Source organism: Sporosarcina ureae (genome assembly GCF_002109325.1).
Taxonomy (GTDB): domain Bacteria; phylum Bacillota; class Bacilli; order Bacillales_A; family Planococcaceae; genus Sporosarcina; species Sporosarcina ureae_C.
On sequence record NZ_CP015348.1, the window covers coordinates 1,070,498 to 1,094,232 of the forward strand.

Annotated in this window: 24 protein-coding genes; 9 read left to right on the forward strand and 15 right to left on the reverse strand. The window is 41.8% G+C overall.

Annotated elements, in window-relative coordinates; translation table 11 throughout:
* Positions 1–25 precede the first annotated feature (25 nt).
* The 5 genes from uvrA to SporoP32a_RS05425 all read right to left on the reverse strand — a co-directional run bounded on the left by uvrA (position 26) and on the right by SporoP32a_RS05425 (position 7,496).
* Positions 26–2,893, reverse strand: a complete 2,868-nt coding sequence (uvrA, locus tag SporoP32a_RS05405; protein WP_085426977.1) for an excinuclease ABC subunit UvrA — start codon at positions 2,891–2,893, stop codon at positions 26–28.
* Between the two features lie 7 nt (positions 2,894–2,900).
* On the reverse strand, positions 2,901–4,883 hold the full coding sequence (uvrB, locus tag SporoP32a_RS05410) for an excinuclease ABC subunit UvrB (RefSeq protein WP_085426978.1): 1,983 nt from the start codon (positions 4,881–4,883) through the stop codon (positions 2,901–2,903).
* A gap of 207 nt (positions 4,884–5,090) precedes the next feature.
* Entirely contained in the window at positions 5,091–5,348 is a 258-nt protein-coding gene (locus SporoP32a_RS05415) for an IDEAL domain-containing protein (protein ID WP_085426979.1), read from the reverse strand.
* A 206-nt stretch (positions 5,349–5,554) separates the two neighbouring features.
* Positions 5,555–6,766, reverse strand: coding sequence for an ABC transporter permease (locus SporoP32a_RS05420; RefSeq protein ID WP_085426980.1), 1,212 nt, complete (start codon positions 6,764–6,766; stop codon positions 5,555–5,557).
* Positions 6,750–7,496 carry an ABC transporter ATP-binding protein gene (locus tag SporoP32a_RS05425; RefSeq protein WP_085426981.1) on the reverse strand — a complete coding sequence of 249 codons (747 nt, stop codon included), beginning with the start codon at positions 7,494–7,496 and terminating at the stop codon, positions 6,750–6,752. The genes SporoP32a_RS05420 and SporoP32a_RS05425 overlap by 17 nt, the downstream gene beginning before the upstream one ends.
* Before the next feature lie 121 nt (positions 7,497–7,617).
* Between SporoP32a_RS05425 and SporoP32a_RS05430 the strand changes: the two genes are divergently transcribed.
* From SporoP32a_RS05430 to SporoP32a_RS05445, 4 genes are all read left to right on the forward strand, one after another.
* A complete protein-coding gene (locus tag SporoP32a_RS05430) occupies positions 7,618–8,043 on the forward strand; it encodes an HIT family protein (RefSeq protein WP_085426982.1) in 426 nt (141 codons plus the stop codon).
* 187 nt (positions 8,044–8,230) lie between these two features.
* The gene (locus SporoP32a_RS05435; protein ID WP_085426983.1) at positions 8,231–8,587 is read left to right on the forward strand and encodes a YtxH domain-containing protein; all 357 of its coding nucleotides are present in this window, start codon (positions 8,231–8,233) and stop codon (positions 8,585–8,587) included.
* A 191-nt stretch (positions 8,588–8,778) separates the two neighbouring features.
* On the forward strand, positions 8,779–9,342 hold the full coding sequence (locus SporoP32a_RS05440) for an HTH-type transcriptional regulator Hpr (protein ID WP_085426984.1): 564 nt from the start codon (positions 8,779–8,781) through the stop codon (positions 9,340–9,342).
* A gap of 86 nt (positions 9,343–9,428) precedes the next feature.
* Complete coding sequence (locus tag SporoP32a_RS05445) at positions 9,429–9,614, forward strand: hypothetical protein (protein WP_029054118.1); 186 nt, start codon at positions 9,429–9,431, stop codon at positions 9,612–9,614.
* Positions 9,615–9,657: 43 nt separating this feature from the next.
* On the opposite strand, the gene SporoP32a_RS16700 is transcribed toward SporoP32a_RS05445, so the two are convergent.
* Positions 9,658–9,759: a YjcZ family sporulation protein gene (locus SporoP32a_RS16700; RefSeq protein WP_099625567.1), complete on the reverse strand. Its 102-nt coding sequence runs from the start codon at positions 9,757–9,759 to the stop codon at positions 9,658–9,660.
* A gap of 510 nt (positions 9,760–10,269) precedes the next feature.
* On the opposite strand from SporoP32a_RS16700, the gene SporoP32a_RS05455 reads away from it, so the two are divergent.
* Positions 10,270–11,226, forward strand: a complete 957-nt coding sequence (locus SporoP32a_RS05455) for a peptidylprolyl isomerase (protein ID WP_085426986.1) — start codon at positions 10,270–10,272, stop codon at positions 11,224–11,226.
* 230 nt (positions 11,227–11,456) lie between these two features.
* Here the strand turns inward: SporoP32a_RS05455 and SporoP32a_RS16705 are convergent, their stop codons facing one another.
* From SporoP32a_RS16705 to SporoP32a_RS05485, 8 genes are all read right to left on the reverse strand, one after another.
* A complete protein-coding gene (locus SporoP32a_RS16705) occupies positions 11,457–11,783 on the reverse strand; it encodes a hypothetical protein (RefSeq protein WP_157129926.1) in 327 nt (108 codons plus the stop codon).
* Positions 11,780–11,971 (reverse strand): hypothetical protein, encoded by a 192-nt coding sequence (locus SporoP32a_RS05460; protein ID WP_157129927.1) that lies wholly within the window; start codon positions 11,969–11,971, stop codon positions 11,780–11,782. The genes SporoP32a_RS16705 and SporoP32a_RS05460 overlap by 4 nt, the downstream gene beginning before the upstream one ends.
* 73 nt (positions 11,972–12,044) lie before the next feature.
* Positions 12,045–12,983 carry a 3'-5' exoribonuclease YhaM gene (gene yhaM, locus SporoP32a_RS05465; RefSeq protein ID WP_085426988.1) on the reverse strand — a complete coding sequence of 313 codons (939 nt, stop codon included), beginning with the start codon at positions 12,981–12,983 and terminating at the stop codon, positions 12,045–12,047.
* On the reverse strand, positions 12,983–15,835 hold the full coding sequence (locus SporoP32a_RS05470) for an ATP-binding protein (protein ID WP_198166225.1): 2,853 nt from the start codon (positions 15,833–15,835) through the stop codon (positions 12,983–12,985). Before SporoP32a_RS05470 ends, yhaM begins: the two co-directional genes overlap by 1 nt.
* A gap of 1 nt (position 15,836) precedes the next feature.
* Complete coding sequence (locus SporoP32a_RS05475) at positions 15,837–17,039, reverse strand: metallophosphoesterase family protein (RefSeq protein ID WP_085426990.1); 1,203 nt, start codon at positions 17,037–17,039, stop codon at positions 15,837–15,839.
* Between the two features lie 169 nt (positions 17,040–17,208).
* On the reverse strand, positions 17,209–17,346 hold the full coding sequence (locus tag SporoP32a_RS16710; protein ID WP_157129928.1) for a hypothetical protein: 138 nt from the start codon (positions 17,344–17,346) through the stop codon (positions 17,209–17,211).
* A 393-nt stretch (positions 17,347–17,739) separates the two neighbouring features.
* Entirely contained in the window at positions 17,740–18,999 is a 1,260-nt protein-coding gene (locus SporoP32a_RS05480) for an ABC transporter permease (RefSeq protein ID WP_085426991.1), read from the reverse strand.
* Complete coding sequence (locus tag SporoP32a_RS05485; protein ID WP_085426992.1) at positions 18,992–19,891, reverse strand: ABC transporter ATP-binding protein; 900 nt, start codon at positions 19,889–19,891, stop codon at positions 18,992–18,994. Before SporoP32a_RS05485 ends, SporoP32a_RS05480 begins: the two co-directional genes overlap by 8 nt.
* Positions 19,892–20,076: 185 nt before the next feature.
* Here SporoP32a_RS05485 and SporoP32a_RS05490 point away from each other — a divergent pair, with 185 nt between their 5' ends.
* The 4 genes from SporoP32a_RS05490 to mgsA all read left to right on the forward strand — a co-directional run bounded on the left by SporoP32a_RS05490 (position 20,077) and on the right by mgsA (position 22,853).
* A complete protein-coding gene (locus SporoP32a_RS05490) occupies positions 20,077–20,265 on the forward strand; it encodes a YhzD family protein (RefSeq protein WP_420542307.1) in 189 nt (62 codons plus the stop codon).
* Between the two features lie 155 nt (positions 20,266–20,420).
* The gene (locus SporoP32a_RS05495) at positions 20,421–22,046 is read left to right on the forward strand and encodes an S-layer homology domain-containing protein (RefSeq protein ID WP_085426994.1); all 1,626 of its coding nucleotides are present in this window, start codon (positions 20,421–20,423) and stop codon (positions 22,044–22,046) included.
* Complete coding sequence (locus SporoP32a_RS05500) at positions 22,043–22,291, forward strand: DUF3006 domain-containing protein (protein WP_158232686.1); 249 nt, start codon at positions 22,043–22,045, stop codon at positions 22,289–22,291. The genes SporoP32a_RS05495 and SporoP32a_RS05500 overlap by 4 nt, the downstream gene beginning before the upstream one ends.
* A 157-nt stretch (positions 22,292–22,448) precedes the next feature.
* Positions 22,449–22,853, forward strand: a complete 405-nt coding sequence (mgsA, locus tag SporoP32a_RS05505; protein ID WP_085426996.1) for a methylglyoxal synthase — start codon at positions 22,449–22,451, stop codon at positions 22,851–22,853.
* Between the two features lie 67 nt (positions 22,854–22,920).
* Here the strand turns inward: mgsA and SporoP32a_RS05510 are convergent, their stop codons facing one another.
* On the reverse strand, positions 22,921–23,703 hold the full coding sequence (locus SporoP32a_RS05510) for an enoyl-CoA hydratase (protein ID WP_099625558.1): 783 nt from the start codon (positions 23,701–23,703) through the stop codon (positions 22,921–22,923).
* Between the last annotated feature and the right edge of the window lie 32 nt (positions 23,704–23,735).

Genomic DNA, 23,735 nt, shown 5'->3' on the forward strand with positions numbered 1-23,735 from the left:
TTCTGCGGAGTAAAAGTTTCATTTTCTATTTTTTTACTACTTGTTTAATTTGTTCCTTCATTCGATTTCGATCTCTATCTAAGATCGTCTTCAAATATTTCCCTGTGTAAGACTCTTTCACATCAGCTATTTCTTCCGGTGTTCCCGTCGCAACAATTTCTCCACCTTTGTCTCCGCCTTCCGGACCGATATCGATTATATAATCAACCGTCTTAATGACATCCAGATTATGCTCAATGACGAGAACCGTATTCCCTCCGTCAACTAGACGTTGAAGAACTTCAAGTAGTTTGGCTATGTCATGTACATGCAAGCCCGTTGTCGGCTCATCTAGAATATAGAATGATTTGCCCATGGAACGTTTATGGAGTTCGGAAGCGAGTTTTACACGTTGGGCTTCCCCACCTGATAATGTCGTTGCCGGTTGGCCTAATTGTACATAGCCTAGCCCCACATCAACAATCGTTTGTAATTTACGATTGATTTTCGGAATGTTTTCGAAAAATACTACCGCATATTCCACTGTCATCGCTAGTACGTCTGCAATATTCTTACCTTTATAATTCACTTCAAGTGTTTCGCGGTTATAACGTTTGCCGTGACACACTTCGCACGGTACATACACATCAGGAAGGAAATGCATTTCGATCTTGATGATTCCGTCTCCACGACACGCTTCACATCGTCCACCTTTGACGTTGAAACTAAAGCGACCTTTTTTATAGCCGCGTACTTTGGCTTCATTCGTCATCGCAAACACATCACGAATATCGTCAAAGACTCCTGTATAAGTAGCCGGATTTGAACGTGGTGTACGTCCAATTGGTGATTGATCAATATCAATGATCTTCTCTAAATGTTCCACACCACTGATACTATCGAACTTTCCAGGCTTCTGTTTGGATCGATTTAATTTTTGAGCCAACGTCTTATGCAAAATATCATTGACCAATGTACTCTTACCTGAACCTGAGACGCCAGTGACCGCGATAAATTGACCGAGCGGGAACTCTGCATCAATATGCTTCAAGTTATTTTCTGCAGCCCCTTTAACGATAATACTGCGTTCATCACGTGATCTACGTTCAATCGGAAGCGGAATAAATTTCTTTCCACTTAAATATTGACCCGTCAACGACTTCTTGTTTTTCATCACTTTCGCAGGTGTACCCGCAGCGATTACTTCTCCGCCTGCGACTCCAGCGCCAGGACCAATATCAATTAAATAGTCTGCAGCCATCATCGTATCTTCGTCATGTTCTACAACGATTAGCGTATTCCCAATATCGCGCATACTTTGCAACGTGCCGATTAATCGATCATTATCTCGCTGATGTAGGCCGATGGAAGGTTCGTCAAGTATATAAAGAACGCCTGTTAACCGGGATCCGATTTGTGTAGCCAAACGAATTCGCTGTGCTTCTCCACCAGATAATGTACCCGCTGAACGAGATAAATTCAGATAATCGAGTCCGACGTTCACTAAGAAGCCTAGACGCTCCTGGATTTCTTTCAGAATCATGTCGGCAATCTGTGTATCTTTTTCGGAAAGTGTTAATTGGTCAAAGAACTTCGTCGTTTCAACAATTGAACGTTCCGTGATCTTCCCAATATGCTGACCATCCACTAACACCGAAAGTGATTCCGGTTTTAAGCGGTATCCCGTACAAGTCGGACAGGATTTTTCCGTCATATACTTGCCCATTTGCTCACGTATATAGTCTGATGATGTCTCATGATAACGACGTTCTACGTTGCGCAATACACCTTCAAAATAGATGTCGCTGTCGCGTGTATTTCCGAATTCATTCGTATAGCGGAAACGTATTTTTTCCTTTTTGGATCCCAACATAAGCTTTTCAATATCCGAGTCGGCTAGCTCACCAACAGGTACATCCATTGGAATTTTATAATGCTTGGCAATCGTCTTGAGCAGCTCTGGATAATACTGAGAACTCGTTGGCTCCCATGGTGCAATGGCGTGTTCTTTTAACGTCAACTCACTATTAGGAATAACTAAATCAGGGTCGACTTCAAGCTTCATGCCAAGCCCATCACATTCAGGACATGCACCGAACGGACTGTTGAATGAAAACATACGCGGTTCTAGTTCACCGATAGAAAACCCGCAAATAGGACATGCGTGATGTTCACTAAAGAACAATTCTTCTTCACCGATTACATCGACAAGAACATTGCCGTCAGCTAGGCGTAATGCAGATTCCAATGAATCACTAAGTCGTGTTTCGACGCCTTCTTTCATGACAATTCGGTCAATGACGATTTCAATCGTATGTTTTTTATTTTTATCCAAGTCTATATTATCATCAAGATCAATCGTTTCGCCGTTAACGCGGACACGTACATAACCTTGTTTCTTTATATCTTCGAATAGTTTAGCGTGCGTTCCTTTACGTTCTGAAATAATAGGCGCCAAAATTTGAATTCTAGTACGCTCAGGCAACTCGATTACGCGATCCACCATCTGCTGAATCGTCTGCGTAGAGATTTCAATGCCATGATATGGACAATGCGGTTTCCCAACCCTTGCGTATAACAACCGCAAGTAGTCATAGATTTCCGTAACGGTTCCTACAGTCGAACGCGGATTTTTGCTCGTTGTCTTTTGGTCTATGGAAATTGCCGGTGACAATCCTTCAATAGAATCCACATCCGGCTTGTCCATTTGTCCAAGGAACTGACGAGCATATGCGGATAATGATTCTACATAGCGGCGCTGTCCTTCCGCGTAGATTGTATCGAAAGCCAGTGAAGACTTTCCTGAACCTGATAGGCCCGTGAGCACGACCAATTTATCACGCGGAATCTTCACCGTTATATCTTTTAGGTTATTCGCTCGCGCTCCTTGTATTATAAGTTCTTTATTTTTCATGCGGACTCTACCTTTCTGCTTTCAGTTCTATTACCGTGTCGCGTAGCTCTGCAGCTCTTTCGAAGTCCAAAGCTTTCGCTGCCTCTTTCATTTCTTTTTCCAATTTGATTAGCAGTAAGCCTTTCTCGTCTTTCGAAAGTCTCTTGCCGTTCGTTACCTTCTGCAAATAAGATTCCGTTTCTTCAGCTACTTGAGTCGCACGGATCAATTCGCGGATTGGTTTGACGATAGTTGTCGGTGTGACTCCGTGTTCTATATTATATGCCTTTTGAATTTCACGACGACGCTCTGTTTCATCAATGGCTTTCTTCATTGAATCTGTCATTTTATCCGCGTACATAATAACGCGTCCTTCAGAGTTACGCGCAGCTCGACCGATCGTCTGAATCAATGCACGTTCAGAACGCAAGAATCCTTCTTTGTCTGCATCCAAAATCGTGACCAATGAAACTTCCGGAATATCGATACCTTCACGTAATAAGTTGATGCCGATGAGTACATCGTACGTTCCGACACGCAGTTCACGAATAATTTCTGTCCGTTCGAGCGTCTTGACGTCAGAATGTAGATATTGAACTTTAATCCCGATGTCCTTTAGGTAATCCGTCAAGTCTTCTGACATTTTTTTGGTCAGTGTCGTAATCAATACTCGTTCATTTCGCTCGATTCGAAGGTTGATTTCATCCAGTAAATCATCAATCTGTCCTTCAATCGGTCGGACTTCAATGATAGGATCAAGTAATCCTGTTGGACGAATAATCTGTTCAATCATTTTATCTGTATGCTCTATTTCATATGGTCCTGGGGTTGCAGAAATATACATCGCTTGTTTAACATGTTTTTCAAATTCCTCAAACATTAATGGGCGGTTATCCAAAGCAGATGGTAAACGGAAACCGTGTTCCACCAAAACTTTTTTACGCGCTTGGTCTCCGTTGTACATACCGCGAATTTGCGGCAAGGAGACGTGGCTTTCATCTACGACGATCAAGAAGTCGTCAGGGAAATAATCCAGAAGTGTATAAGGGGTTGCGCCTGCTTCACGCAATGTTAAATGTCTAGAATAGTTTTCAATACCCGAACAGAAGCCCATCTCGCGCATCATTTCCAAATCATAGCGCGTCCGTTGCTCTAGGCGCTGCGCTTCCAATAACTTATCGTTATCACGTAAATATTTAAGCTGTTCTTCCAACTCGATTTCAATATTTTCAATCGCTTTTAATAACTTCTCTTCGCGCGTGACGAAGTGAGATCCTGGGAAAATAGCGACATGATCACGATCGCCAATGACTTCACCTGTTAAGGCATCCACTTCACGGATCCTTTCGATTTCATCACCAAAGAATTCAAGACGTATACAACGCTCATCGCGTGCTACCGGGAAGACCTCGACTACATCCCCTCTGACACGGAATGTACCACGTGTGAAATTGATATCATTGCGTTCGTACTGGATGTCCACTAGTGTGCGCAACAATTGATTACGCGGTATTTCCATCCCTTTACGTAATGAAAAGACCATGTCATTATATTCTTCCGGGGAACCGAGACCGTAAATACACGATACGGATGCAACAATAAGTACGTCATTTCGTTCGAATAAAGCACTAGTCGCTGAGTGACGAAGTTTATCGATTTCATCATTGATTGATGAATCCTTCTCAATGAATGTATCTGTCTGCGGAACATATGCTTCCGGTTGATAAAAGTCATAGAAGCTGACAAAGTATTCTACTGCATTATCTGGGAAAAACTCTTTGAACTCGCTATATAATTGGCCAGCCAACGTTTTATTGTGGGCAATGACCAGTGTAGGTTTATTAATTTCTGTCAGTACATTGGAAACCGTAAATGTTTTACCTGTTCCTGTTGCACCGAGCAATGTTTGATGTTTCTTACCTTCTTTTATGCCATTAACAAGGCTAGCGATCGCTTTTGGCTGATCTCCTTGCGGCGTATATGGTGCCTGCAATTGAAATGTTTCGTTCAAATGGTTCCACTCCTCTTCTTAAACACCTGTCCTTCTATTTTACCACACCTCGTGTTTTTTCTAAAGAAATAACGAACGTACGTTTTAAGCTAACTCTCTATGTACTTTATTGTACCCTTGTACTTTGTGAAAGAAACTTACAGCTATGACATTCTCTACAATAAAAAACACTGCCAGGATTTCGCCCTAGCAGTGCCTATGAATACATTATTTTGTTTTAAGTTCATATCCTTGTTCTTGTGAAATATCGAGTAATTGTTGTGTATACAGGTCGAATGCGTCTTTGTCATTTTGATCTAGCGCTTCATCAATCAAGGTCATGATTCGCGCTTGCGTTTGTTCCCAATGAATGTGTTGTAGAAACAGATCCCAATAGATTTCATTCAGCAGCTTTTCCGCTTGGAGAGAAGTACTGTTGTTACCTACCGCTTTCAAAAATTCAGCATATGAGTTGTTATTATTCATCTCTCTCACCCCTGATACCTTTTAGTAATTATATATGCAGTAGAATATGAATTGCAACCTTTAATCTTACTATTCGAACTTTTGAATTACTTTCGCATAAATAGAAGAAAATTGACTAGGTACATATATTCAGATAATTCTGTTACAAAATGAATAATTACTTGAAAACTATTTCTTACTAACACCATTTCCTTTTACGCCTATCATCATATCTCTCTCACTTGTTCTTTCGTTAATCGAATCGTCGCTTCTCCGACAATCAATGCAACCACCGCAATCAAGACGGGTGTAACACTTAAGCCATATAACGGCAAGGCCGCCAATAATAGAATAATCGCTTGTAGCCAAATCAATTTTCTTACTAACGAACGAACCGCTTTGATTTGCGATTTTTCCTGCATTTCAGGAAACAGCTGATCCATCGTGAATTCGACTCCGCCTTCGAGTGCCAAAATCAACTGAACGGCAGTCGCAAAGGCTAACGCTCCTACAAATATGAATGACACAATTGGCAATGGTATTAAAAACGCGCCCAATGCAGATAATGCCGTCAATCTTACCCACAACCAAAATGTATCATCTGTACGAATGAATGTCCGGACCACTAAATAACTCTGCACATCTCTACGCTTAAACGTGGAACGTTTCATTGCAAATTTCAACCAGCTACGCTTACTCACCGATCCAACCAAATGTGGTACTTCCGTAAAATAATTCGCGAATCGATAAAAACGCATCATACGATTTTGTTCCAATTCAATAAACTGCTCATAGGGGAACGGATAGTGTGCAGCTTTTTTATCCCAATACTTCGCATAGAGCATGGCGATCAAAATTCCAATGAAGATTGCCACTGGGCTCCATGTCAGTGCGAATTGAATCGTTAAAAATGTTAGAACTAGTCGAACAACACGATCGGGCCATACGAAATCATGATTGGCGATCCGAACGCTATATTCAGTCGCTACAAACAGTCCTTTAAAAGCGATGATCAGTAACATGACTAAAATATAATCCGTTCCAGTTCCCACTTCTGTCGCCTTTAATAAAGGCAACGCGACGACCATGGCGATTAGCGGCAATGGTAGTTGGGAAAATGTCGACCAAGTTTTCGAACGTTTCATATAGTTCGGCAATTGATTTTCCAATGGCAAGAAAAATACAATGTCTGCCGGCTTAAGCAAAGTAGTCGGCGCCGCCTTCATTAATAATAGTGCAATGACAACGGATATGATAAAGGCAGACGGGAATGTAACCGGTACTCCCTTCAACCATTCACTGTACGCATAGCCCCCTGCCCCAATTGCGAACATGAAGACGATGGCCAAATGTCCTGTGAATACATAGCGCATATATTTCTGTAATTCATTGACATAATGGAAGAACCGCTGTCCCCAAATCTCATGCATGTTGTTCATGATCGGTTTCCTCAGTCATAGCAATATATAAATCATCCAGTGTGGCATCCGGTCGTCCGAACGCCTTGCGCAAGTCGTCCATCGTACCATTCGCACGCACCCGTCCTTCGTGCAACAGGATAATACGATCACAATACTTTTCAGCCGTAGCGAGCACATGTGTCGACATCAAAATAGAAGCGCCGGCATTTTTTCTCTCGATGATTTGATCAAGCAATGCACGAATCGCCAACGGATCCAACCCAACAAATGGCTCATCGATAATATATAATTTCGGTTCTACAAGGAAAGCACACATGATCATGACTTTCTGTCGCATACCTTTGGAGAAGTGCGCTGGAAACCATTTCAAGCGCTTTTCCATACGGAACTCTTTTAACAGTTGTTCGGTACGGATTTCAAATTGCTGCTTGTCCAGACCGTATGCCATGGCAGTCAGTTCCAAATGTTCTTGTAATGTAAGTTCTTCGTATAACACGGGCGTCTCTGGAATATAACTGAATGATTGGCGGTAATGTTCTTTGTCACTAAATGTAGCACCATCAATTTTAATTATTCCTTCGAGCGGGTTCATAACACCTATAATATGTTTAATTGTTGTACTTTTACCTGCGCCATTTAGGCCGATCAACCCGACCAATTCACCTTCTTCTATCTGAAATGAAAGGTCATGTAAAACCGGCTTGCGCGTATAACCACCTGTTACATGTTCTAGTTCTAGGATTGCCATTGTATTTCCCCCTATCTTCTTTTATTATTTTAGCAAAGAAATTGTAAAATTGCTTTATCCGCCTTCGTTAACTATCTGAAAATATGCTACAATACATCCAAACATGAAAGGAAGTGTAGAAATGACTTCATGTATTTTCTGCAAGATTGTAGAAGGAACGATTCCAGGAGAAAAAGTATACGAAGATGAACATGTCATCGCCTTTATGGATATTATGCCGGTTACAAAAGGCCACGTACTTCTAATTCCGAAAACTCACCGTGAGAATTTGTATGAATTAACTGAAGAAGAAGCAGGAAATCTATTTAAAGTAGCACCAAAAATTGCCAATGCTTTAAAAGAAGAATTTCAGCCATGCGGCATGAACCTTTTGCAAAACAACGGTTCCTTCGCAGGACAGTCGGTTTATCATTTCCATATGCACTTAATTCCTCGTTATGATAAATCAGATGGTCTAAACGTAGAATTCCATACAAAAGTGGAGCAGTTCCCTATGGACGTTGTCTCTGAACTAGCGTCAAGCATTTCAAAGCGCCTGCAACAATAACACACCGAGTAAGTAGAAAAGAAGTACATTGTATTTCTTTCTACTTCATTTGATAAAAACCTGCACTCGCTTCTACCTTTTAGGTCGAAAAGCTTTTGATTGTATAATATTTCATTAATTTTCTTGCTCATATACGTAGTAACATGCTTTAATAAAATAATAACTATACAAAAGGAGTGTCGTCTACATGAAAGCGTCCACATTCTTTATTGGTCTGGCAGCTGGTGCTGTAACCTCTGCTGTAACGGTTCTATATTCTACTCCAAAAGCAGGTAGCGAACTACGAGACAGCGTCAAAACTGCATCATTGGAACTGAAGGATAAGTTGAAAGATGTCAAAGGTCAAGTAGCAGATTTAAAAGATTCTGTAACGGATTTATCTAAAGAAGCAAAGGAGCTTGTACCAGAGACTGTCGAAGAAATGAAAGTTTCCGTAGCAGACTGGAAGCGCTCGACTGAGCACAATAAGAAGCGATTAGAGAAAGAAATTTCTGCCATTCAAAATGCATTGGATGATCTAGAGAAATCCATCGGAACTCGTTAATCTATTTCTCTTTCGGCGTCCATCCAGTACTTGCTGGTCAGCGTGTGCATACCCACATGATACAAGCTATTAAACAGCTGTATTACATGGGTATATACACCTAGGTATAATTATTTTATTATTCCGTCTTTTTTATTTGTTGCTTTTTTGGTATAATAAATAAAAAAGACTGACAGAAAGCAGGTGTCTCGATGGCAGAGCAAATCATTTCACGTAAAGAAGCCATGATCTTTAATCAGCGCGTAGCCCAAATGTCCAAAGCATTATGGAAAGCTGTAGAGAAAGATTGGCAACAATGGATTAAACCGTATGACCTCAATATCAACGAACATCATATCTTATGGATCGCTTACCACCTTGAAGGCGCCACCATTTCAGATATCGCCAAGTTCGGAGTTATGCACGTCTCAACTGCCTTCAACTTCTCCAAGAAACTGGAACAACGTCAACTTCTATACTTTTCCAAAAAGGAAGACGATCGTCGCAATACATATGTGACGGTTTCAGAAGAAGGCAAAAAGTTGCTCGTAGAGATGAACGCAAATTATCATAATGAAGATTACAGTGTTCTTCAAGGGTCACTTCCTATTCGCGATATTTACGGGAAGTTCCCAGAATTTCTCGAGGTCATGTCTGTCTTACGTAATATTTATGGCGATGACTTTATGGATATTTTCGAACGCGGTTTTCAAAACATCGAGAAAACCTATGTCGACTCGAATGATTACCTAACAAAATCTCGAGTGGAGTCTTAACTACCTTCTCCATACAAGGTTTAGGTTTTTCCTTTTGCTCACAAATTCTGCTATGATGGTACAGAAGCAGAAAGAGGAGGTCTAAAATGGTTATAGCGATTACCATTCTATTTTCATTGTTCTACTTATATCAAATTAATAAAATGACATTTGCTCTTTGCCAATCTAGAGAGATTCCAGAAGAAAAGCAGCCTAAGATATATCGGACTGTAAACATTCTAATCACAATCCTCATTTTATCCTTATATGTAGAAGTATTCTTTAGCGCATAACACTATGTATTGCCCACCCCCATTGCTGGGGGCGGGCTTTTTTTTAGCACAAGTATGCAGCACCTACAATGATCAACAAAATGAATAACACAACAATTAAAGCAAAGCCTGATGATCCAGAACCGCCTTGAGTGTAACCGCTCATGGTGACACCCCCTTTCACATTGTATCCTATGCGAATGTCGAAAAAAACGGTTGGGCATATCAGATCTATCCGTTCAATTGAGTGGTACAAAACACAAATTATCGCAAAGAATAGACCGCTAATTCGCATAGGAATTAGCGGTCTTTAAATGGAAAGATGAAATAACAACCTTCTATTAGTAGCACCTTCACTTCTATAATTCACGATATATAGGAATTGAAATTCATTCAAATAATGATTGTTATGCAATGAACTCGTTGTATCCATAATTCCCCCTGTTGAATAAATCAAGATTTCCCTCAAAATGTTTTATTGCCATCCACCTTTACCTATTCTTAAAATCGAGTTGATTCGTGTGTTATTTAATTTGGTATCTCGTATTTTGTACTATTCAATCGAATGGGTTACATTTCAGACGAAGGGAACCTTTTTGATTTCCATCCGTTCTATGCTATAGTGTTTACTTAAAGAATATACAGAATCAATACTTAGATTAGGGGAGTTAATTACATGAAAAAGAAAATGTTAGCATTTACACTTGCAGCTTCGGTTGCCGCTTTATCCGCATGTTCTGGTGGCGGCGATGAAAAAGTCATGACATCAAAAGCAGGAGACGTTACGAAAGATGAATTCTATCAAGAAATGAAAGCATCTGTCGGTGAACAAGCTCTACAAATGATCATCTTGGAAAAAGTTTTGGATGATAAATATGATGTAGACGATAAGCAAGTAGACGCAGAATTTGATAAAAACAAAGAACAACTCGGTGAAAACTTCGATGCATTCTTGGCTCAACAAGGTCAGACACCTGAAAGCTTCAAGAAAATGATCCGTTTAAATAAACTACAAGAAGCTGCATTGACTGATGGTGTGGAAGTTTCTGATGAAGATTTAGAGAAGCGCCTTGAAGAATCTCAAACTGAGATCAATGCTCGTCATATCTTAGTTGAAGATGAAGCAACAGCAAAAGAAGTAAAAGAGAAGTTGGATAAAGGAGAAGACTTTGCAAAAGTAGCAAAAGAATTCTCTACTGATCCAGGTTCTAAAGACGAAGGCGGCGATCTTGATTGGTTCGCATACGGTGTCATGGTTCCTGAATTCTGGAACGCTGCATATGACCTAGAGCCAGGCAAAATCAGTGAGCCGGTTCAATCAGAAAACGGCTTCCACGTTATTGAAGTAAAAGAAAAGCGTAAAACTGATGATGAAAAAGTGACTGACGAAAAGAAAGATGAAATTCGCCAAGAACTATTGATGGAAAAAGCTGACGAGAACGAACTATTGGCTAAAGTTTCGAAGTTAGTGAAAGATGCTGACGTGAAGATTAAGGACGAAGATTTGAAATCCGCTCTTGATCTGTTCAAGATGGATGAGAAACCAGCTGAAGACGCTCCGGCTGTCGAAGAAGCACCTGCAGAAGACGCTCCAGCTGATGACGCTGAAGTAGAAGTTGAAGAAGAAAAGTAATTGGTACATGAAAAAGGTCTGTCTCGGAAATTCCGATGACAGACCTTTTTTGTTGTTTTACAAACCCTTTTCTCTTCTTGTGTTTTTGCAGAGGTAGTGGTTTGACTAGCAATGTAAATGGGGTGATCATTGGCCCCACTTCGACGGTGGCGGATGGCTTCCGCAATGAGCCAGACAGGAAGTGCGCCTGGCTGTCTCATTACTACGCCTACCACGTGCAGCCGCCTACGTTAGATAGTGTGTAGAGCAGTTCTGATTCTTCTTTTGCAAGAATAAGGAACGAATACTACCAGGTCACTGGTTTCATCTACTATAAACCACAACCTGACTTGGCAAGTACTTAGTAGCGCAGGCACAACTGCGGGGTAAGCCGTGGCCATGAGACAACTGGCAGCTCCACCGCCAGCTGGCTCATGGCTGTAGGCAATCCCCCACGTGCCTGCGCGGCTCCAAAGCATGACCCTCGCTACTTTCAATGAACAAGCCAATCTCGAGCAACGACCTAATCTATCTCCTAATGACTTAGCTAAGACAGAAGAATCGTACCACCCAGTCACTGGTTTTCATCTTCTATAAACAACAACCTAACTTGGTTCCCACTTAGTAGCGCAGGCACAACTGCGGGGTAGGCCGTGGCCATGAGACAACTGGCAGCTCCACCGCCAGCTGGCTCATGGCTGTAGGCAATCCCCCACGTGCCTGTGCGGGTCCGAAAAGCAGAACCTTTACTTATTTCTATGCACAAGTCATCCTCGAGCAACGACCCAATAAGTAGATCAACGTTGCCTTCTACTACCCTGACTCGTTATTTACCTACATCACTCAAAAGTTGGCTTATAGAACGAACGGTTATCCAGTGGGAATACGCGCTCAGAGAACTCGCCTGGCGTAGTTTTCGACATGACGCGGTTCAGCATATTCATCTTCGCATCGATATTATCAATATAATGAAGAATCTCCGCCTCCTTCAACATCGGACGCTTCGGACTGCCCCACTCCTCTTTACCATGGTGAGACAACACCATATGCTGAAGCAACATCACTTCCTCACCCTCAATCTCCAACTCTTCTGCAGCCTTGGAAATTTCATTGACCATGATCGTAATATGCCCTAGCAAATTCCCTTCGATCGTATACTGCGTACCGACCGGGCCTGACAACTCGATAACTTTACCGATATCATGCAAAATAATTCCTGCATACAGTAAATCTTTGTTCAATGTTGGATACAATTCCGCAATTGCCTTACCGAGTTTCAACATCGAAACAACGTGGTCTAATAAGCCTGAAACGTAGTCATGATGATTTCTCGTAGCCGCTGGATATAATACGAAATCTTGCTGATGTTTCTTCAATAAATGACGTGTCACGCGCTGGATTTGTGGATTCTGCATTTCAAAGAAATACTGCATTAATTCGTCTAACAATACTTCCTTGCTCTTTTCGGCAGAAGGTACTAAATCCGCAATTGTTACCCCTTCATCTTCTTTCGCAGGACGAATTGCTTTCAAACGAAGTTGATTTTTTCCACGGTACTCATGAATTTCTCCGCCTACTTTTACGATGGTTGCTCCCTGATACATCTGAGCTTGTTCTTCACCCGCATCCCAAAGTTTCGCTTCAAGGTCACCACTTTTATCTTGCAGAATCAACGTCATGAACGGACTCCCTTGCTGTGTGACACCTTTTGTTGCCTGCTTAATCAATAAATACATGTCGATTGTTTCGCCGACTTGATAGTCAAGTAGTTTTTTCATCAGTGGATCTCCCCTTTAACTTTTCGTCCAATCTCAATTGTATGAGGTTCACTTGGCCATTTCGACTTCATTTCTTGATGGCAAGTAAAGTACAGAAATTGATGAGATGGTTGTAACTCCGTAAGTATTTCTATCATACGCGAAAGTCGCTCATTATCAAAGTGAACAAATGGGTCATCCATAATAATTGGAAACGGTGCGCGCTCTGATAATTCATACGCTAACGCCAAGCGCAACGAAAGGTAGGCTTGCTCTTTTGTCGCTTGACTAAGCTCATTGATCATGAAAGATTGCCCTTCTGTTGTGACTGCCTCGAAATAGCCTTCCACAGTTAAGCCAAGCGTCGCATATCGATTCCCAGTTAATTTGCTAAACCATTCATTCGCCTGAAGAAGAACGGCCGGTAATTGATGTTCTTTCCACTCGCTCATCGTTTGCCGAATTGCCTCACGGACGGCTTTTCGGATTACCCATTGTTCTGTCATATCTTCTAGCTCAGCTTTTCGCACTTCAAATAATTGCTGAAGTTCGCTATACGTTCGGCTTGCAACCATTTGCGAGATTTCATGTCCAACTTTCACTTGCTCATCTACAAGCTCCACTACTTCTTTGCGAATCATTTCCAGGCGGTTTGTCGTTTCACTGCGCTGTCGCTCAAGTTCAGGTAAAGTCCACTCTTTAACTACCGGTTCCTTGGTATATAAGGACAGTTGTGCTTCTACTTCTTTTAGCTGTCGTTTTAATAATTGTGCATCTTGATCTTGCTGATATGCTGTGTAAAATTGTTCTTTTTCTGATACCCCAATAACCTCGAACAATTGTTGAATTTCTGCTGTTACCGTCTCCAACAATTCCTGTGTTTCAACTAATTGCTCTTTAATTTCACGTAGCGTTTGTTCTTTACTTAGATGCTTTTCTTGTAGGCTGTTCTGACGCTGTAGTTCTTGACGAATTCTCTCATACAAACCTTCTTCAGCCACTGGCCCGAGTACTTCTTCCACTTCTTGAATTAATGACCGTATTAGCTGTGTCGTAGTTTGTAGACGTTGTTGCCATGTTCTCTGATCTATCTCCACGTCTTGAAACTCGCGCAACAAACGAAAGCTTTCTTGGATATTGAATGTTGGATCGAATGGCTCATCTCGTAACAGATCTTGCAACTTCTTCACCGCTTGTTGTTTTAACTGATAAAGTTGTTCCATTTCCTCTGCGTATTTCTGCAATTTACGATCCATTCTTTCAATCTCTGTTGATATTTGTTGCTGATCACGTTGTTGCATGTCATGACGTGCAGCTAGCTTTTCCAGTTCGATCGCCAGCTCTTCATGGTCTCGAATGAACGTTTGCTGGTCTGATACAGAATCAGGTTTTTGTGTAAATAACCAAAACCCGACCGCCATGACTACTAGACCAAGCCCCGCGAACAACCACTGCTGCTGCATGACACTATATGCCCCGATCACTAGTCCAATGAGCAAAATAATGATCGGAACCATTCCATTCGAAGCCTGCTGACCCCCTGCAGATACAATGAATTTAGCTTCTGCAAGTTTACGCTGCAATTCCGGCCAGGTTGCCAGTTTCTCTCTTTCAGAATCAGTCAATCGCAAACGTTCAGTCCGTTCATTTTGTCGCTCCGCTTCTTGACGTTCACTTTCCGCCTCCGCCAATAAGCGCTGCAATGCTTTTAATTGCTGATCCATTTCTTTCTGTTCCTCAAGAACTGGTTCGAGTTGGCGTTCACGTTGAATGGAAACATCCATTGTCCCTATAGATGCTAGTTGTTCATCCGTTAATCCTAAACGATTGATGAACTGGTGCCGTTTCTTTTCAAGTACTTGTATTTCCTGTTCAGCAGTAAGCCGCTCCGATCGTAATCGATGCCATTCTGCTTCTTGTGCTACCCAGCGTTCCAGTTTTTGTTGTTCACTTTTGGGGCGCAAGTCGATCAATTCCGATTGCCACTCCGCTTGTTCTTTCTCTAAACGTGATTTCTTTAACTTCAATTCTGATTGCTTACTTGCAAGTTCTTCGTAACGGCGAATACCTGCTGCTGGAAATTCATCAGGTAGATGGGAGATTTGTTCAAGTAATTGGTTGCGCTGTTGCTGCAACGGAACAACTTGCATCGCGATTCGCTGTTCTTCAGATTGCTTGTAAAGGCGCTGCTCTTCTGAACGTAATGCCGCCACTTGTTCGTCAAGTTCTTGCTTGCGAATAGTCAACGGTTCATACGTGGAAAGCTTTTGTTGTTCTTTCAACATCGCTTGTTCCAGTTCACGTATTTCGGCCAGTTTTTTATTCATGGGTGGTATTTTGCCCGATTTTTTGAAGAGGCCACCCATTTCCTTCTCCATCTTCTTTTCCACTTTCCATAACGTATCGAGACCTGTCGTCCCAGACGCAAGTAATGTCCGACTCAAATCATTTTCATCCATTTTCTCAAGATCTTGTAGTTGGAATAAGGAGAAAGAGAAGATCGATTCAAATGCTTGCCGATCATAACCTCTTAACAACCTCTTCAATTCCTCATCTTCTGCAATACGTCCATCATCAAAACGGATAGAGACGTCCCCCGAAGACTTTCCACGCACTCGTTCGATCATCCAATTACCATACTCTTGATCATCTATATAGAGACAGCCACCGTATTTCCCACCTGTTTTCGGTTCATAGCGTAGCTCTTGTTGATTCTTTTGAGGAAATCCAAATAAAATATGAAGGATGGCTTGCTGAATAGTCGTTTTCCCCGCTTCATTCGGTCCATATAACAGGTTCATGCCCGGTCGCAAATCCATTTCCAAATTTTCATGCTGACCGAATCCGTACAGAAGTATTTTTCGGATTTTCATTTTAGCCCTCCTTCCACATTTCATCCTCTAGCAATGCGGCTGCCTGCTGTGTCAATCGCTCAAAATCTGTAGGTGTTAACGCTTCTAAATAGCGACCCGCTTTATGGCTATACACTTCTTTTACCAAGTCATTCCAGTCATCTGTTTCCCAGCCGGATAACGTGCTCTCCACTGGCTCAAGTAATGAATTTGAAACTACCGTACCTCTGATCAATGGCCATTCAATCGATGAAATCCAGACGAATGGCTCCATGTCTTCATATTGTTCTCGCAAAATATCAAGCCACTCCACTTCAGATCTAGCTAAATCGTTTGCTAGCCCTTCCGTATGTTCCATCACTAGTTCTACGACGACACTGCCAATTTCGGCTGTCAATTGATCAACGGCTTCCTGACATGCTGAAATCCAGTCATCCGCATATTCGATTCCTTCGCATGAAACAGTCAATGACGTGAAGACAATATCCGACGTTTCCACAAATGTAAGAGACGTGTTGGCAGGTGTCAACGAGACGTCGTAAAATCCTTTATGCCCTTGTTCATTACGGTGCCTTCCTTGAATATTACCTGGATAGACGATGGGCGGTTCTTGAGACAACACTTGGCGTTTATGAATATGACCAAGCGCCCAGTAATGGTAGTGCTTACTTTGCATTTCATTGATAGTAAACGGTGCATAGACGGCATGCTCTGCGTCACCCGCCACACTTCCGTGTAACAGGCCGATATGTATTCCATCTGCTGCATTTGGATAGTGCGGAATCATCGGTTCTTTGACATGACGCTGTGGGTAGCTAAAGCCGTGTAAATAAATAGTTTCATTACGAATAGTTAGTTGTTTTTGCTCTACATGTTCAGAAAACACGTGAACGTTTTCCGGCAATGACACGCGAGTCCATCTGCCTGCTAAATGGTCGTGATTTCCATATGACAAGTAGACCGGGATCTTCACTTTTTGAAGTTGTTGCATACCTTGCTGGAAACGAATTTGCGCACGCAAGCTACGGTCTTCACCGTCGTATAGGTCACCGACAATGACAATGAAATCCGGTCGCTCTTTAACTGCGTAGGCTATGAATCGGTCGAACGCAGCGAATGTAGACTGCTGCAGTCGAGCGAGCTCGTCCGGCCCTGCTGCGGACATGCCTTTAAAAGGGCTGTCCAAATGCAGGTCGGCTGTATGTAAAAAACGGATGGGTTCCATAAGTTGCACCTCTTCCACGAATACTCGTTCCTATTTTACCATATTTCATCTATTACTGGAAAGCAGACAGGCGAAACAGTAGTAAATGGGAAAGCACCGTTAATCGACGTTCCAGGCGGACGCTTTCCTGCGGGCATGGCTTGAGTCTCCTCGTACTCACTAACTCCACTTACACTTGAATTTGAACTTGAACTTGAACTTGAATTTGAACTTGAACTTGAACTTGAACTTGAACTTGAATTTGAACTTGAACTTGAACTTGAACTTGAACTTGAACTTGAACTTGAACTTGAATAAGTTTAGGCATAACAACAGTTCACACACTACTTACAATGAGTGATATAAGTACCTCCACTCAATAAGTAGGATGGAAGCGGAAGCTGGTGGCGAAGTGCAAAGACGTGCTCCTAACGCTGCGCTTTTACTCGCAAAAGCCGTTCTTCGTTACGGCTCTTCCCGCAGGATCAGCTCGAAAGGAGAGACAACCAAAAGGGAGCTTGCGACCTGGTTGGCTCACCGAGAGCCCATGGGAAAGCGTCCGCCAGCTGGAGCTTCCATCCCTTGTACTCACTAACTCCCCTTACTCTTGAACTTGAACTTGAACTTGAACTCGAACTTGAACTTGAACTCAAACTTAAATCCACATAAAAAAAGTATCCCAAGAAGCACTGTAACTTCAAGGGACACTCTTCACCTAAACCTATTCCTTTCCAAGCTGTATAGCCTTCTTCAAATCCTTAAGCGAACGAGACGGCCCATACATCAACACACCGCCACGGTACACCTTCGCACCGAACCAGCCAAGGATGAAGATCGTCACTAGCATGATACCGATCGAAAGCAATGGCTCCCACAACGGTAAATCGAGCATACCAACCCGCAAGAACATGACGAGTGGAGCGAAGAATGGGATGAAGGAAGCAATTTTCAAATAGCCCATCTCTGGATTCCCAAGTCCCGTTGCAGCGATAATGAAAGCTGCCACGACGAGTAACGACATCGGCATAATCATCTGTTGTACGTCTTCTGTCCGGCTTACTAATGAGCCAAGTAGCGCCGCTAGAGTGGCATAAAGGAAATAGCCTAGCAAGAAGAAAATGACAGCATAAACCAGCGTGCTAACTTGCAAGTTTTCCAGGCTGAAGAATGCAGATAGTTCATTTTCCTCTCCTGTAGATGATAGTTTATAAGCCAAAAACCCTGATACGGCATAGACTAGAATTTGCGCAATCCCGAGCGATCCGATTCCAAGCACTTTCGCAAACATATGCTTAACAGGTGATACGCTTGAGATCAAAATTTCCATTACACGTGATGATTTTTCCGTAGCTACTTCCGTCGCAATCATCGAAGAATAAATGATCACCGCAAAGTAAATGACGAACATTAATACATACACTAAGACTCGAGCTTGGTTCAGCTCTTCTTCTGACTTTGCTGTTTCTGAAATATTATGCTTTTCAAATTGAATCGGCGCAAACAACTCAGAAACTTGTTCGCCCGATAAAGACAGCTGTTCAGCTTTCACTTGCGTTTGAATATTTTGCAATGCATCTTGTAGAGCTGAAGGCAAAAATTGATCTACCAAACTACCTGTTGTATAAGATGCTTGGATAGTTTGATCTTTATCAAAACTCAATACCATGAACGAAGCGATTTCTTCCAATTTCACTTGCTCTGCCAACTGATCTTGCGAGTCTTCTGTCAGCTCCAATGAAATTCCTTGTTCATTTTGCTGAAGTTGTTCATGCAACCGGTCAAACAATACCCCACTCTCATCTACGACTAGTACACGTTCATCTTCACTGCTCCCCATTAACTGACCGACTTTGTCTATAATGCTCGGCAAATTCGCAAAGAGAAAAATACCCGCTACCATGATGAGCGTTGTAATGAAAAATGATTTCGTTTTAGCTTTGGTCAAGAAACTTTGTTTAAAAATAATCCAAAATTCACGCATGCTCTTTCCCCACTTTCGCAATGAATATATCTTGCAAAGATGGTTCTTCTATTTCGAAATGGCGTATTGGCCCTTTTTGCAATGCTGCTTGTAACAACGCATGTGCCACTCGTTCATCTTCTACCTGAAAAACTGCACCTTCCAAAGAATAATGAGCAGTCGTAACTCCTTCAAAGCCCTCTAGCTCAGTGAGGGGGAAGTCTGAACGAATCCGGACATTCTGTTTGCTGAACGAACGCTTAACGTCACGCAACTTTCCACTGACTAGTTGTTTGCCATGATGAATAATACTGAGTTGCTCACATAACTCTTCCACATGATCCATACGGTGGCTGGAGAACAAAATCGTTGCTCCGTTATTGCGGAAATCCACTATCGCTTTTTTCAACATCTCGACATTTACTGGATCTAGTCCTGAGAACGGTTCGTCAAGGATCAGCAATTTAGGATCGTGCAATAATGCTGCGATAACTTGTATTTTCTGTTGATTACCTTTAGACAACTCTTCTACTTTTTTATTCGTATTTTGCGGTACTTCAAAACGATCCAACCACTGAAGTGCCGAACTTTTCGCAGCAGACTTTTTCATTCCACGCAACTGTCCGAGAAAGATTAACTGATCTAGCACTTTCATTTTTGGATACAGGCCACGTTCTTCTGGCAAATAACCGATGAGCGGGCTCGTTTCATAGGATATGGTGCGTCCGTTCCAAGTAATATTTCCTTCTGTCGGAGTTAATAATCCGAGGATCATTCGGAACGTAGTCGTCTTCCCAGCACCGTTTGCTCCGAGGAAACCGTACATTGTCCCCTCTTCTACTGTCAATGACAGCTGGTCCACAGCTGTAAAATCTCCAAACTGTTTAGTCACTTGTTCTAATTCTAAGGTCACGCACATCATCCCCTTTAGTAATCTCATTATCTTGTTATACGATTCAATTGAAAATATGTTTCAAAATTATAAATATTCTTCTACTAAAGTTTAACATGAAGAATCTTTTATGCTTTCAATATTATGAATAGCTATTCATTTGACGTGATTCATAGTATACTGAATAAAAGGTTTATGGAGGCGATATGATGAAAACTTACAAACTTACTGCTTACGAAAAAAACGGTTCACTCATTACAGAAGAGACCTTCTCTGCAGAATCAGATGACGCAGCAAAAGAACAAGGTAATCAGATGCTGATCGAAAAAGATCTGCTTGACCGAACACATCGCTTGGCTTCTCCACTTGGGAAACTATTATTATTCCATACGTAATTACACGACGAAATCTCCTTTTCACAAGAGATTTCGTCTTTTTTTTGCTCAATTCTTCCTATACATAAATTGCTACCCTAGTACTCTTGCACGTTTTAAGCATAAGGGAGATACTATTTCATGCACGAAATGCAAGAAAACTAGGAGGAACAGATTTGAAGAAGATTTTGTATTCATTATTTATCGTGGTACTGATGCTCGGTGTATTTCCGCAGCAACAAGCTTTTGCTAAAGGATTTCCAGACGTTTCACAATATACGGATGAAATCCAATTTCTCACGGATATAAAAATCATTACAGGATATCCAGACGGAACATTTAAACCGAAAGACAATCTAACTCGCTTACAAGCTGTTACTATGATTTTGCGAGAAAAACAGATTACTGATTTCACAGCACCAGACCCTGGCTTCACTGATTTGAAGAAAGGGAATCACGGCTATGAAAAAGTTGCAAAGGCCGTGCAATTAGGTTTTATATCTGGAAAGACCCATACAAACGGTTCAAAGTACTTTGATGCTTCGGCTCCGTTGACACGCGGACAAATGGCAAAAATCTTAGTTCAAGGCTATCAGTTACCTAAAACCAAAGATGTATACTTTACAGATGTTAGTGATCTAAATGGATTTAAAGATGATATCAGTGTCTTAGCTTCTGAAAATATCACTACAGGCTATTTGGATGGTTCATTCGGACCGAATAATAAATTGACGAGACAACATTTCGCAGTCTTTATGGCGCGAATGATGAATCCGAGTTTTAAGCCGATGCCAAATATGCAAGTTCACTTCATCGACGTGGGTCAAGGGGATTCTATTCTGATCCAATCGCCAGACGGCAAAAATATGTTGATTGATGCGGGAACTGCGCTCGACGCACCTAAAGTCATTGCCTTCCTGAAATCTCGAAATATCAAAACGTTAGACATCGCGCTGGCTACACATCCACATGCTGATCATATTGGTGGTTTTGAAGAAGTCCTTAACACTTTTACAGTAAAACAATTTATCGACAGTGGGAATGTTCATACGACTGCAACATATGTTAATTTACTTACATTAATCGACAAAAAGAATATCCCATTCTCAGTAGCACAAACAGGTGACGTAATCGCTCTCGACCCTGCGATTAAACTGAATGTACTGCACACAGATGACCGAGCAATTGATCATAACGCCGCTTCCATTGTCACACGACTAGCGTATGACAATGTCAGTTTCTTATTTACAGGTGATGCGGATGAACGTGTAGAGAAAGAAATGATTGGTCAATCTAATCTAAAGAGCACGTATTTGAAAGTAGGTCATCATGGTTCACGGACAAGTACTTCTGCTGATTTTCTTGCAGCTGTGAAGCCACAGGCCGCCATATTGTCTTATGGGAAAAATAATATATATGGACATCCACATGCAGAAACCGTCAAACGTTTAAAAGATGCGAGTATAAAATCCTATGCTACGGAAACTGCAGGTACGATTACAGTGACTACGAACGGCACAGCCCATTCTGTTACTACATCACTGACAAAACCCGTGCCAGTTCCTAAGCCTGTACCAAAGCCTGACCCTAAACCCGTACCAAAACCTGATCCTAAGCCTGTACCAAAGCCTAACCCTAAACCAGATGTCAATTCAGGGTTGTACGTCATACCGGGTGCGCCTACTTCATTCAAGAATTGTACCGAGATGCGAAAATCCTATCCAAACGGTGTAAAAAAAGGTCATCCGGCATATGCTAGTAAGCATGATCGAGATAAAGATGGGTGGGCATGCGAACGATGACAAAAGGTCAACGATACACATTAGATCGAATTGATGACGGTTTTTATGTCTTTTTGTATTATGAGAATGAGCAGAAAGAACTTGTGATTCCTGTAACTGAACTATCTGCTGAGTTGACTGAAGGGGATGTAGTAGAACTCTTCATCGAGGACGCGCATTATAAAGTTCGTATCTTACAAGAAGAAACCGAGGATCTACAAAAGAAAGTTGAAAATCTATTGGAAAAATTAAAAAACAAGAAGTAATATCCAACTACTATCCCTTGATGAACTGTTTACAGATCATCAAGGGACTTTTGTTTGCGGATAGAATTACTTAAACTTATACTAAAAAGCACAAGATTTTTAACGTTTTTTGTGATACGCTATGGTCGTTAAGATATCGTAGAAGGAAGTGACTCGTTTGAACATTGCTTTGATTGCGCATGATGAAAAAAAGGCTGAATTGGTCAATTTCGCCATTGCTTATGAGCAGATTTTTGCTAAACATACCCTTTATGCAACGGGCACAACAGGATTACGCATTATGGAAGAAACAGATCTATCCATTACACGACTGAATTCAGGACCGCTTGGTGGCGATCAACAGATCGGTGCCATGATTGCGACCGGACAGCTTGATTTGGTTTTATTCTTCCGTGATCCGCTTACAGCTCAACCACATGAGCCGGACGTCAGTGCTTTACTTCGATTATGTGATGTCTATGGGATTCCGCTAGCTACGAACTTGGCTTCAGCAGAGTTACTATTGCGCGCCATAGAAAAAGGCTATTTCTCTTGGAGAGAAACAGCCGCTAAGTATCAATAATTTTTTAATAACAGTTATAGATATACACCAGACGCGCAGTTTTCATAGCGCGTCTTCTTCATGTCTTTTATTGACCTGTGAAGTTTGGTTTTCTTTTCCCTACGAATGCTTGAACGCCTTCACGATGGTCAGTTGTTAAGCGCATAGCTAATTGTGCTTCACCTTCAAGTTTCAATACTTGCTCGAGCTTTGCAATACCTTCTGCATGAAGAATTTTCTTTGATGCGATCATGGAAGCTGTTGGCGAATGTAAAATGACTTGGGCACGTTGTTGTGCCGTGTTCCATGCTTCTCCGTCCGCTACCGCTTCATCGACGAGTCCAATTTGCATAGCACTTTTTCCGTCGAGTACTTTCCCCGACCAGATGAGTTGTTTAGCTCTTGCAGTACCTACGCGTTCTTTCAAGAAGAAGTGACCTCCCCCATCTGGCACAAGTCCGATTCCAATAAAGTTCATGGCGATTTTACTTGATTCTTCCGCGATGACGACGTCGCATGCAATGGCAATACTGCATCCTAATCCCGCTGCCGCACCATGTACGGATGCAATAGTGATTTGAGGCATACTGTACATTGCCAATGCCAATCTCGATAAGTCGACCATAACATCTTCCATTTTCATCGGACCATTTGGATCTAGCATAGCTTTAACGTTACCGCCAGCAGAAAATGCGCGGCCAGCTCCTCTAAATAATACAACATGCACGGATGAATTATTCTTTAGTTGATCCACAATATCTGCCAGATCCTTCATCATGACTCCGTCCATCGCGTTCATTACTTCAGGCTGGTTAAAAGTTACGGTTGCTAATCTTCCTTCAACTTCTACTTCAATCTGTTTTGTCAAAATTAATTCCCCCTTTGAATGAATGGTTGTTCATT

Bases quoted from the DNA above. Each gene is read 5' to 3' on its own strand.
- uvrA (WP_085426977.1), bottom strand. From the start codon at position 2,893: ATGAAAAATAAAGAACTTATAATACAAGGAGCGCGAGCGAATAACCTA.
- SporoP32a_RS05415 (WP_085426979.1), bottom strand. From the start codon at position 5,348: ATGAATAATAACAACTCATATGCTGAATTTTTGAAAGCGGTAGGTAAC.
- SporoP32a_RS05420 (WP_085426980.1), bottom strand. From the start codon at position 6,766: ATGAACAACATGCATGAGATTTGGGGACAGCGGTTCTTCCATTATGTC.
- SporoP32a_RS05425 (WP_085426981.1), bottom strand. From the start codon at position 7,496: ATGGCAATCCTAGAACTAGAACATGTAACAGGTGGTTATACGCGCAAG.
- SporoP32a_RS05430 (WP_085426982.1), top strand. From the start codon at position 7,618: ATGACTTCATGTATTTTCTGCAAGATTGTAGAAGGAACGATTCCAGGA.
- SporoP32a_RS05435 (WP_085426983.1), top strand. From the start codon at position 8,231: ATGAAAGCGTCCACATTCTTTATTGGTCTGGCAGCTGGTGCTGTAACC.
- SporoP32a_RS05440 (WP_085426984.1), top strand. From the start codon at position 8,779: ATGGCAGAGCAAATCATTTCACGTAAAGAAGCCATGATCTTTAATCAG.
- SporoP32a_RS05445 (WP_029054118.1), top strand. From the start codon at position 9,429: ATGGTTATAGCGATTACCATTCTATTTTCATTGTTCTACTTATATCAA.
- SporoP32a_RS16700 (WP_099625567.1), bottom strand. From the start codon at position 9,759: ATGAGCGGTTACACTCAAGGCGGTTCTGGATCATCAGGCTTTGCTTTA.
- SporoP32a_RS05455 (WP_085426986.1), top strand. From the start codon at position 10,270: ATGAAAAAGAAAATGTTAGCATTTACACTTGCAGCTTCGGTTGCCGCT.
- yhaM (WP_085426988.1), bottom strand. From the start codon at position 12,983: ATGAAAAAACTACTTGACTATCAAGTCGGCGAAACAATCGACATGTAT.
- SporoP32a_RS05470 (WP_198166225.1), bottom strand. From the start codon at position 15,835: ATGAAAATCCGAAAAATACTTCTGTACGGATTCGGTCAGCATGAAAAT.
- SporoP32a_RS05475 (WP_085426990.1), bottom strand. From the start codon at position 17,039: ATGGAACCCATCCGTTTTTTACATACAGCCGACCTGCATTTGGACAGC.
- SporoP32a_RS16710 (WP_157129928.1), bottom strand. From the start codon at position 17,346: ATGCCTAAACTTATTCAAGTTCAAGTTCAAGTTCAAGTTCAAGTTCAA.
- SporoP32a_RS05480 (WP_085426991.1), bottom strand. From the start codon at position 18,999: ATGCGTGAATTTTGGATTATTTTTAAACAAAGTTTCTTGACCAAAGCT.
- SporoP32a_RS05490 (WP_420542307.1), top strand. From the start codon at position 20,077: ATGATGAAAACTTACAAACTTACTGCTTACGAAAAAAACGGTTCACTC.
- SporoP32a_RS05500 (WP_158232686.1), top strand. From the start codon at position 22,043: ATGACAAAAGGTCAACGATACACATTAGATCGAATTGATGACGGTTTT.